The organism is uncultured Winogradskyella sp. (assembly GCF_963975125.1).
GTDB lineage: Bacteria > Bacteroidota > Bacteroidia > Flavobacteriales > Flavobacteriaceae > Winogradskyella.
In genome coordinates, this window is record NZ_CAXBGB010000003.1 from 25115 (window position 1) to 37149 (window position 12035).

At 32.3% G+C, this 12035-nt stretch carries 7 protein-coding genes; 5 read left to right on the forward strand and 2 right to left on the reverse strand.

Going from position 1 to position 12035, the window contains the following annotated elements:
• Positions 1-26 precede the first annotated feature (26 nt).
• The 4 genes from AAC053_RS00940 to AAC053_RS00955 all read left to right on the forward strand — a co-directional run bounded on the left by AAC053_RS00940 (position 27) and on the right by AAC053_RS00955 (position 4332).
• Positions 27-1226: an alanine dehydrogenase gene (locus tag AAC053_RS00940; RefSeq protein WP_339751671.1), complete on the forward strand. Its 1200-nt coding sequence runs from the start codon at positions 27-29 to the stop codon at positions 1224-1226.
• Positions 1227-1306: 80 nt separating this feature from the next.
• Positions 1307-1684 (forward strand): hypothetical protein, encoded by a 378-nt coding sequence (locus AAC053_RS00945; protein WP_339751673.1) that lies wholly within the window; start codon positions 1307-1309, stop codon positions 1682-1684.
• A gap of 88 nt (positions 1685-1772) precedes the next feature.
• Positions 1773-2792, forward strand: coding sequence for an NAD-dependent epimerase (locus AAC053_RS00950; RefSeq protein WP_339751676.1), 1020 nt, complete (start codon positions 1773-1775; stop codon positions 2790-2792).
• 160 nt (positions 2793-2952) lie between these two features.
• Positions 2953-4332: a nucleotide sugar dehydrogenase gene (locus AAC053_RS00955; RefSeq protein ID WP_339751678.1), complete on the forward strand. Its 1380-nt coding sequence runs from the start codon at positions 2953-2955 to the stop codon at positions 4330-4332.
• A 96-nt stretch (positions 4333-4428) separates the two neighbouring features.
• Here AAC053_RS00955 and AAC053_RS00960 read toward each other — a convergent pair whose 3' ends face one another.
• Positions 4429-8337 (reverse strand): Ig-like domain-containing protein, encoded by a 3909-nt coding sequence (locus AAC053_RS00960; protein WP_339751680.1) that lies wholly within the window; start codon positions 8335-8337, stop codon positions 4429-4431.
• Positions 8338-8729: 392 nt separating this feature from the next.
• Here AAC053_RS00960 and asnB point away from each other — a divergent pair, with 392 nt between their 5' ends.
• The gene (gene asnB / locus AAC053_RS00965; RefSeq protein ID WP_339751682.1) at positions 8730-10535 is read left to right on the forward strand and encodes an asparagine synthase (glutamine-hydrolyzing); all 1806 of its coding nucleotides are present in this window, start codon (positions 8730-8732) and stop codon (positions 10533-10535) included.
• A gap of 14 nt (positions 10536-10549) precedes the next feature.
• Here asnB and AAC053_RS00970 read toward each other — a convergent pair whose 3' ends face one another.
• A complete protein-coding gene (locus tag AAC053_RS00970) occupies positions 10550-11878 on the reverse strand; it encodes a right-handed parallel beta-helix repeat-containing protein (protein WP_339751685.1) in 1329 nt (442 codons plus the stop codon).
• Positions 11879-12035: the final 157 nt, after the last annotated feature.

The following is a 12035-nucleotide window of genomic DNA, read 5'->3' on the forward strand; positions in this document are numbered from 1 at the left end:
CAGTTACTATAAAATTAACTGACTAGATGAGTAAACCGTTATCACCCTTTACCAAAGCCCAATTATTACCACAAGAAGAAACTCTAGAGATTTTTAAACAAAAAGGAGAACTTTTTATAGGTATTCCTAAAGAAACACACTTTCAAGAAAAACGCGTCTGTTTAACACCAGATGCTGTATCTGCATTAACTGCCAATGGTCATCGTGTATTACTTGAGTCTGGTGCAGGTGAAGGATCTAATTTTATAGATAAAGATTATAGTGAAGCAGGTGCAGAAGTCACTAAAGACACAGCTAAAGTGTACTCTTGCCCAATGATTCTTAAAGTAGAACCACCATCTTTAGATGAGATAAAACTTATTAATCCGCAAACTATTTTAATTTCTGCGTTGCAAATTAAAACACAAAGCAAAACATATTTTGAAGCTTTAGCAAAAAAACGTATTACAGCCCTAGCATTTGAATATATTAAAGACGAAGATGGTGCTTATCCAGCGGTTCGCTCTTTAAGTGAGATTGCAGGTACAGCTTCTATTCTAATTGCCTCTGAGTTACTCTCTAATGTAAATGGAGGTAACGGATTAATGATGGGTAATATTAATGGTGTACCACCAACCGAAGTTATTATTTTAGGAGCTGGTACAGTTGGCGAATTTGCTGCAAGATCTGCAATTGGTTTAGGCGCTAATGTAAAAGTATTTGATAGCTCAATTACTAAATTGCGCTGTCTTCAAAACAACTTGGGTAGAACCATCTACACATCTACTATGCAACCAAAAAACCTTTTAAAGGCACTAAAACGATGCGATGTTGCAATTGGTGCAGTAAGAGGTAGTAATAGATCGCCAATTGTAGTTACAGAAAGTATGGTAGATCATATGAAAAGCGGTTCGGTAATAATTGATGTAAGCATTGATATGGGAGGTTGCTTTGAAACTAGCGAAGTCACCACACACGATCATCCGACTTTTGATTATAATGGAGTAATTCATTATTGTGTACCTAATATACCTGCTCGTTATTCGAGAACTGCCTCAGTATCTATTAGTAATATCTTTACTCCATACCTCTTAGAAATTGGCGAATATGGTGGTATAGAAAATGCGCTTCGATTTGATAGAGGGTTAAAAAATGGGTTATATTTTTACCACGGTATATTAACTAACAAATCTGTTGCAGAATGGTTTGGCTTAGACTACAATGATGCCAACTTATTAATTTTTTAAAGCACCAAAACTTAAGCTATTAATAGTATATTTGCCTTTTGTTTAACTTATAACAGATACCTACTTTGGTAGGAAATACTATGAAATTTGTACATCGTTTAGGCTATTATCTTGGAGGTTTTACCATTGGTCTTGTTATTCTTATGTTTTTTTTAAATGGTAAAGATGCATCTTGCGATTATGGGCCAAGTGCAAGAACAGTAAAAAACATAAGTTACAAGCCTTTATCCTATTCTGAAAAGGCTTCAACTTTTATTAGTAATTATCAATTAGATACTCTAACGATTACTAATTTAATAAAATATGGCAGTGTAGATTTTTCTAAGAGTGATACTGAATTAGACTCTTGTAAAGTGTATCATTTAGATAATAGCTACAAAGAACGTGATATGGAGCTTACCATAAAAAATTGTGATTCACTTGCGACACTCCTCGATATTAATTATACAGATATCTAATTTATTGAAATTGTTACGTTTAAAATTTAGACATTTCAATCTAAATTTTCATCTTTGAAGTAATATCTAAAATAGTAAATACAAAAATATGAAAGTATTAGTAACTGGAGCTGCAGGTTTTATTGGATTCTATGTGTCTAAAATACTTTTGGCTAAAGGTCATCAAGTTATAGGTCTAGACAATATAAACGATTATTACGATGTTAACTTAAAGTTTTCAAGACTAAAAGAACTTGGAGTTAACAAAAATGAAGCTGAAGTATTTAATACAATCTGTAACAGTAAAGATAAAGTTTTTTCGTTTGTAAGAATGAATCTCGAAAATAGAGAAGAACTTCCAAAATTATTCAAAAAAGAAAAATTTGACATTGTATGTAACCTTGCTGCACAGGCAGGTGTAAGATATAGTATAGAGAATCCTGAGACTTATGTAGATTCTAATTTGGTAGGCTTTCTTAACATACTAGAATGCTGCAGACACAACGATATAAAACATCTCGTTTATGCAAGTAGCTCTAGTGTTTACGGTCTTAACAAAAAAATACCGTTCTCTACAGACGATAATGTAGATTACCCAATCAGTCTTTATGCAGCTACAAAGAAAAGCAATGAATTAATGGCACATACCTATAGTCATTTATTTAAAATACCAACTACAGGGTTAAGATTTTTTACCGTTTATGGTCCATGGGGACGACCAGATATGGCAATGTTCTTATTTACAGATGCTATTGTAAACGACAGACCTATAAAGGTTTTTAACCATGGAAACATGGAACGCGATTTTACTTATATAGATGATATTGTAGAAGGGGTTGTTAGAATTATTGAAAAATCACCACAAAGTAGAATAAATACTAATAACTATTATAAAGTCTATAATATAGGTAATAATAACTCTGTTAAATTATTAGATTTTATAAAAGAGATTGAGTTCAATCTAGATAAAGTTGCTACTAAAAATATGTTGCCAATGCAACCAGGTGATGTAGAACGTACATGGGCTGATGTAGATCAGTTGATAAAGGATTATGACTATAGTCCAAACACATCCATTAAAGTTGGTGTGAAATCTTTTATAGATTGGTTTAAAGGGTATTACAATTAATACTAAAGTATTTTAACGATGGTTTATGTTTCTTTTTCTATAGGTATGAAGTTTATCGTAAAAACATGTCGTTAGTATAAAAATTTAGAAGAATTAGATTATTTCGTGCAAATTTGTTGTCATTTAAAACAAGAAACCCAAATCAAATAAACTTAAAACTATGAACATAACAAAGGTTTGTTGCATTGGTGCAGGATACGTTGGTGGACCAACTATGGCAGTAATTGCAAAAAAGAATCCAAACATAAAAGTCACTATCGTAGATATTAACGCGGAACGTATTGCAGCTTGGAATGATGAAGATGTGTCTAATTTACCAATATACGAACCTGGATTAGCAGAAATTGTTGAAGAAACTCGAGGAAAAAATCTATTTTTTTCGACTGAGATTGACAAAGCGATTGATGAATCTGAAATGATTTTTATTTCAGTAAACACACCTACCAAAACCTATGGTAAAGGTAAAGGCATGGCTGCAGATTTAAAATATGTAGAGCTATGTGCTAGAAATATTGCTGAAGTTGCTACAACAGATAAGATTGTTGTAGAAAAATCTACTTTACCTGTAAGAACTGCTCAAGCCATAAAAAGTATTCTTCACAATACAGGAAGTGATGTTAAATTTGAAATCTTATCTAACCCAGAATTTTTAGCAGAAGGAACTGCAATCCAGGATTTATTAAATCCAGATCGTGTTTTAATTGGTGGCGAATCTGAAAAGGCTATAGATAGCTTAGCTAATATTTACGGAAGTTGGGTTTCTAATGATAGAATATTAAGAACTAATGTTTGGTCTTCTGAGCTATCAAAACTTACAGCTAATGCTTTTTTAGCACAAAGAATTTCTTCTATAAATGCGATTTCAGAGTTATGTGAGCATACAGAGGCCAATGTAAATGAAGTTGCAAAAGCAATTGGTATGGATTCTAGAATTGGCTCTAAGTTTTTAAATGCATCTATTGGTTTTGGTGGTTCATGTTTTCAAAAAGATATATTGAACTTAGTGTATATCGCTCGAAGCTACAATTTAAATGCTGTAGCAGATTATTGGGAACAAGTTATCATTTTAAATGATCATCAAAAAAGACGTTTTTCTGACAATCTAATTAGTACTTTATATAATACTGTTTCTGGCAAGAAAATAGCAATGCTTGGATGGGCTTTTAAAAAGGACACAAATGATACTAGAGAATCTGCCGCTATTTATGTTGCAGACCACTTGTTGAGTGAACGTGCTAACATTGCTGTTTATGACCCTAAAGTGTCTAGTAAAAAAGTACAAGCAGACTTAAATTACTTAGAAACACGTTCTACAGAAGAAAATAGTGAACTTGTAAAATCTCACGATAATGCATACGAAACTATAAAAGATGCGCATGCCATTGCTATTATGACAGAATGGGATGAATTTAAAGCTTACGATTGGCAGAAAATATATGACAATATGAAAAAACCTGCATTCATTTTTGATGGTAGAAATATTCTTGATAAAGATGAAATGACAAAAATTGGTTTTGAATACTCCTCTATAGGAAAATAAAATTTACATTCTTAAATTTAGTTGAGTCTATAAATATAAAAGGCACTACAGTTTAAAACAGTAGTGCCTTTATTTTATTTCTATAATTATAAAAACTTAATTCACGATTAACTTCTTAGATATCTCTCTACTTATATCCACTAGCTTTATATAATACATACCTGTTTGTAGAGCGCTCACATCAATTTGTGTAATTGATGAGTTACTTAGGTCTTCATTAGAAATCCTAGCACTATGTATCAATTTTCCAGTGATATCGTATAAATAAACATTGGTTAAACTATTTGATCCCGAAAGTTTTACATTTACAATATCTGAAGCTGGATTTGGGAATACATCAAAGGCAAAATCTTGTGGTTCTCCAATTGGTACTTCTGGTTGTTCTTCTTCACAATCCGCATCTACTTCTACTATTACAGAATCTTCATCAAAGTCTAGGGCATTAAATACAGTAACTGAATATTCAGTTGTTACTGTTGGTGATACCTGTATGGTTTGGGTAGTTTCACCTGTACTCCATTCATAGTCATCACCACCAGAGGCTGTTAACGTTGCTACTTCTTCTAAGCATATTAAAACATCTTCACCTGCATCTGCAATAACTTCTGGTATAACGTTTATAATAATCTGCTTTTCATCATAGCAATCACCTATATAACCTCTAACCTCATAGGTCGTAGTTACCGACGGACTAACAGCAATATTAGGTTGTGTTGCTCCATTGTTCCATTCATATGTATTAGCACCAGAAGCTGATAACGTAACAAAATCTCCATCCATAATATCTATATTATCACCGTTTACAATGACTACATTAGGATTGGGATCTACATATACTGTAACGTCATCTGTATCTTCTTGTGTTCCTTGGGTCACAGTAACTGTATAAGTTGAAGTTGAAAAAGGACTAACTGTTATACTTTGAGATGTTTCTCCAGTATTCCATAAATAACTATCACCTAAATTGGCTGTTAAAACAACTTCGTAGGAGTAATTTTCACAAACACGTTCGTCTGCACCAGCAGAAGCCTCAAAAAGCTCTTCAACAATTACTGTAACCTGAGCCTGAGCTGAACAGGTATTTGTTGTACCTGTACCTATAACAGTATAAGTTGTAGTTTGAGTTGGGCTTACAAAAATAGTACTAGATGTTTCACCAGTATTCCAAAGGTAGGTTTCAGCGCCGCTTACAATTAAGTTTGTACTTTCCCCTTCAATAATTACAATATCATCACTAACCAAAATATCTGGTGCTTCATTTACAAAAACTGTTACATTATCTGTACTCGAGCAATTATTAGAAATAACATCTACGCTATAAATAGTTTCAACACTAGGGTTTACTAATATTGAAGCTGTTGTTTCACCTGTGCTCCATAGGTACTCTGCTCCACCAGAAGCTGTCAATGCAATTGTTTCACCATCGCAAATCGTTTGATCTTCACCTGCATCTGCTGTTGGAATTTCGTTAACATTAACAGTAACATCATCTACATCCTCTTCTCCCTGATCATTAGAAACCGTTACTATATATGTTGTTGTTTGTGTTGGTATAACATTTATGGAAGCTGTTGTTTCACCTGTGCTCCATAAAAAATTTGTACCACCAGTAGCAGTTAGCGTAGTAGTCTCCCCTACGCATATAGATTGATCGATACCAGCATTTGCTACTAGTGAGGTATCGAATAAAAAAGTTAATGAGAAGCTATCTATCGCAACAACATTTCCTCCTGCATCATTCTCACTGTAATACGTCACTGTAAAATTATAGGTACCTTCTTCAACAATATAAGATTCGAAATTTAAGCCTACATGACCGTTAGGAAGACCTGCATATATAGCTCCGCTTTCTACCCAAGTACCAGCAGATGGACCTGTCCAATCTACTTTTACACTTTCTACATTAGGATTATTATCTCCACCTTGTGGGATACTCCTAAAGTTAATTTCATTCCCTTCAGTCTCTAAATTAATATCTGCATCTCCTACGATATTTTGAATCAAAATATCTGTGGCAGCATTGTAAAGTTGATAAGTTCCAAAAAAGGTATCAATTACAGTTACACTTGAGCTAGCACTTAAACCTGCATTATTTGAAGTATATGTAACATCTGCTTGACCTTCACTAATAGCAGTGACAAACCCATTTTCATCTACAGTCGCAATTGAATTATTACTGCTTGTCCAAGTTCCTAATGCATCAGTTGTATTAGTAGGAACTAATGTTGCAACAAGTTCTGTATTCTCACCAACTTCTAAAGTAACATCTGTTGGATTTACAGAAACTGAATCTAAAGGAATAACAATATTAGTTACTGTAATTACAGATGTATCACTAAAACCTCCGCTATTAGATGTAAATGTAATTATTACATTACCTCCTGAAACTGAAGTTACTAAACCATTAGAAGCTACAGTCGCAATACTAGGATCGCTAGAGGTCCAAATACCACTCTGATTTGATGTATTAATAGGTGTAAACGTTGTTGATAAGGTTATAGTATCTGGTACATTTAACGTCGCTGTACTTGGTGTTACCACAACACTCTCAGCTGGTGTATCTGGAATTTGGCCATTAGCCGTTTGATTTAAAAACTCTTCTAAATCTGTATAACCATCACCATCAGTATCTACAACTCCATCACTATCTAAATTTCCATACTCTAAAATCTCCCAAAAATCTGGCATTCCGTCATTATCTGAATCTGTATATGCTGTACCATCATTTATTATAGGAAAAACATTAGTTACTTTGTTTTCTGTACTGTCACCAGTATCAACATCATTAACAGCTCTAGCGTCTTCTGCATCTCTAGTGGGTAAAGATGCACCTACGTGAGTTCTTAGATTTGCCCAAATATCAGTTGCATCCCATAAGGCTACATTATCTGTTATTATTGGTGTGCTATTTATAGTGTAGCTTCTTAAATTTTCGGGTATCAAGGTATTTCGATTAGCTTGGCCTCCTCCATTTTGTCCAATTTGCCATTCATCATAAGTATCATTTGGTCTATATGGAGTTATGTTATCTTGTACATATATCTCCATGCCATTACCTACAGTAGCTGCCCTTAACCATCTTCTACTACTAATAGGATAATTTTCAATAGTTGGTGACGGACTACCATTTTCAAAAGCATGATTTTTTATTACATTTACATAATAAATTCCAGCATCTACACTCGGGTCATTGTTACTATATGATGGTCCATTTGTATAATCATAATGAAAGTTATTTACATGTTCGTAATAACAGTCCCAAGTAGGAGCTTCATTTACAGGTGTTGATACAGACGGATTTCTTGTTGCTGTACTTAACCAAGCATTTCTAAACCAACTAATATTGGTAGGGCCTCTTGATACTAAAAATGTTTTATTACTACCACCGTAAGAATTGGTGAATATGCAATATTGGATAGAAATGTTAGATAATTCAACTTGTGGAGGTCTACCTGGTTGACCATCATAATTGGCTATATCCAAATTACCATCAGATGACCAAGCAAAGGAACAATGGTCAAACATTAAGTTATTACCGCTATTTACCCAAACATTATCCGAATTATTGCCACTCGAATACGAAGTAGAACGTCTAAACCTGATATATCTAATAATAACTTCGTCTGCATCTATTTCTAAAGCTGGTCTATCTATTCCTTCTCTAGTTATCATAATACCATCACCGGGAGCTGTTTGTCCTGCTATTGTAATATTAGGGTTAGATATTTTAATTGTTGGTCCAGTAAGGTTTATTCTACCACCGACTTTAAATATTACAACTCTAGCACCACTAGCTTCACACGCTTCTCTAAAACTGCCAGGTCCGCTATCGTTAAGATTTGTAACTTCGTATATAGCGCCTCCTCTTCCTCCTACAGTATATTTTCCATAGCCTTCTGCACCTGGAAAAGCGGGAATCTGAGCATTTGAATTTATAGTTGAAAAAAGGGTAAATAATAGGACTATACTAAAAGTAATATTAGTTAATTTTTTTGGGGTTTTCATAAAGTAATTGTTCTTTATAATTATAGGTTTGATAACAATTTTAAAAATAAATTTCAACAAACAAGGTTAAATACTTAATTATTCGATATAATGTAATATTTTGTACGTATTAGATTACGATTAAATCTATAATCGACAAAACATGCTATATGTACGTTGAAATACATGATATGGATGTCCTAAAATGACATTTAACATAGAAAAGTGTTTTCTTACAATAAATCAGAATAAATTAATAAAAATGTTTGATTAGAATGGTACAGATAATATTAATGATTCTAAAATTTTGGAAGAAACGCACATTATATACTGAGAATCTCTTTTAAACGGTTTTTAAAAGAAAGATATTGATTTTAAAAGAAAATTGCTTTTTTTTACATAAAACTAACCAAATGTGTGGTATATACTTAACTAATATTCCTTTTGAAGAAAAGGTTATAAAAGAGAAACTAGATTCAATTTCATTTAGAGGGCCTGATTTTATGGGTATAGATAAAATTAAAAACCTCACCTTTGGACATCTGCGCTTGTCAATTTTAGATTTAGATTCACGATCTAATCAACCGATGATACATGAAAATCTAACTATTGTCTTTAATGGTGAGATATATAACTATAAGGCTATTAAAAAAGAGCTTTTAGAATTAGATTATAATTTTAAGACTGAAAGCGATACCGAAGTACTTCTAATCGGTTATAAACATTGGGGAACAGCTATTTTAGACAAAATTAATGGCATGTTTGCTTTTAGCATATACGATGCCACAACAAATAAGTTGTTTTCTGCAAGAGATAGATTGGGAGTAAAGCCGCTTTATTATTATTGGAATAATAAAGATTTAGAAATTTGCAGTCAAATAAGACCACTACTAAAGGATAAGAAGATAAACAAAGAGGCTATCTCAATTTTTTTAGACTGTATGTTTATTCCTAGTCCATATACAATAGCAGAAGATATACATAAGCTTCCTCCAGGAAACTACATGGAGTTAGATTTTAATACCAATGAATTAATTGTTAAAGATTATTGGAATTTAAAAGATGTAAAAGTCAAAGACATATCTTATGAAGAAGCAAAAAAAGAATTGCATGATTTATTAATTGATGCCGTTGAAATAAGATTACAATCTGATGTACCAATAGGATCCTTTTTATCTGGTGGAATAGACTCTGCATTGGTTTCGAGTATTGCAGCAAAAGTCTCACCTACTCAAATCAACACTTTTTCTATTGGGTTTGACGACCCAAAGTACGATGAAAGCAAAATAGCAGAACAATATGCAGAAATTATCGATTCTAAGCATATTACTACAATATGTAGTCCTGAAGATATCTTAAAATTAATTCCAACACTTACAAAAGTATATGATGAACCATTTGCAGACAGCTCTGCCCTACCTTCATTATTGCTAAATAAAATAACTAAACAATACGTTACAGTTGCACTTTCTGGTGATGGAGGTGACGAAAGTTTTATTGGCTATCCCTATTTTGATTCTCTAGAAAAAAATAAGAGGATTATTGATATACCCTATCCTATTAGAAAATTTCTATCTCGTCCCTCACTTTTAAAATTATTTAGATTAAATTCCCATCGCGTGAGAAATGCTTTAACTACTGAAACCAGAAATGACTTTATTGAGAATATTTTTTCTAGAAAAGGATTACTTCTTAAAAAGAAAAATCAGAATTGGATGAAGCACTATCAAGGTTACAAAAAATGGTCTGATATTTTTCTTCAAAAAGCTGCTGATCTAAATATTAAACTATGGTTAGAGAATGATAGTAATGTAAAAGTTGATAGAGCTAGTATGGCTTATTCTGTTGAAGTAAGAAGCCCTTTTTTAGATTATAGAGTTATAGAATATGCAAGGACTCTACCTATGCATTTTAGATTTGAAAAAGGCAGACAGAAAAAAATATTAAGAGATATTTTAAAGGAATATATCCCTGAAGAAGTATTTAACCAACCCAAAAGAGGATTCGCTGTACCTATAGGAAATTGGATGCGAAATGAGCTGAAAGAAGAATTTATGACAGCGCTTAATGACGAGTTTTTAAACAAAGTTCCTAATTTAAACGTAGAAAAATTTAAAAAGATGTTAGAAGAACACATGAGTGGCAAAAAAAAACACACGCCAAATATCTGGAAGCTTTTTGTTTTGAGTAAATGGTATGAAGAATTTGAATTTAATTAGAATTAAAAAAAACTTTAGTCCTGTTGTAATGTAAAATTGACATCGAAATTTATATTTTTATTAGAGTTATATTTAATATACTCAATAAACTCTGTGAGATTTGGATTCACTATGGTAACGTCTCCCGTAACATTTTTAATGCCATTAAGTGTTCCTAAACTAGATCCTCTCACGGTAAAAAAAGATGATGTAGAGTTATACTTTACATACATATTTTCAAAAGAAAACCCACCAACAGGTCCAGATGACTTGAAATAATCTGGAACTTCAAAATAAATGGCACTTAAATCATCCCTTTGCTTGCCAATATTTATAGCAGTAAGGTTTTTAAATGATGTATGATACCCTTTACTTGGTTTTCTGGTGTATAATAATCTCCAATTACTTCCATCAATAACAATGTCCTTAAATGTTACGTTTCCTTTTACTGGGAACTCTGGATGAGAAGAAATAATAATCTCTGCTGCCGGATAACGATTAGATTCATCATGATTCATACTTAAGTAACAATCTTTAAAATTTATACTTACAGGTTCAGACTTATCAGTTAAGTTGTCTAAGCCCAAAACAATCCCTGAGTGATTGTTATTTGTAAAAGAGCAATGTTCAAAATTTACGTTTATTATTACATCTGTTTCTCCGTCTGGTTCTATATCTAAACCTGCTTCTGGCAAAGTGCCTTTTGTTTTTGTAAAAACAGAATTTTTCACCCAGACGTTTTTGGCGCTTATAATGCTTATGCCTTGCCTTTTATTATTTGTAGAGATAATACTGTCAATAATTATATTTTCAGAATAACGTATATCTTTATAACCATCAATATAAATACCATCACCACCAGAACTAGAGATTGTTAGATTCTCTACTAAGACATCACTACAACCCATTAGACTTAGTCCCATTCTCCACTCACCATCTATATATTCTTCTTTATTCATTAATAGCAAAGCACCATTTCCATAAATTTTTATGTTCTTGCAACCAATAAATTTTAATAAAGCATCACTTGTATTTAAAAACGCACCAGGCTTAGCTTGTAGAACCACATCTCTTTCAAAAATAATAGTCTTATTTTCTAAGTTTCTAAACTTTAATGGAGACACAAACCAGTTACTATTCTGCTTGTCAATTACAATCGTGTCATTATTCTTTATAGCTTCGTAGAGTGCTTTTTTATTGTCATTAGTATTAAACCCAAAAGTAGATGCAGTAACGCTCTGAGCGTGAAAAACTAGAGGTGATAAAAAAATAATAACTAATAGTATTCGTTTTGCCATAAAAACGTACAAATCAAGACCTAAAAAATATTTCATTGAGCGCAAAATATCTACTTTTAATCGCATTTATTGATTTTAGACAGTAAAATACTGTTTTTAATCAAAAAAAGTAGTAGATGTATGTTGGTTTTTTTCATATTTGCCATTAGCCAAATTTACTGTAATAATCGAAATTTATGTTCTATGAAGTAATTCGAATAATCTAATTCTTAGTTGATTAAAC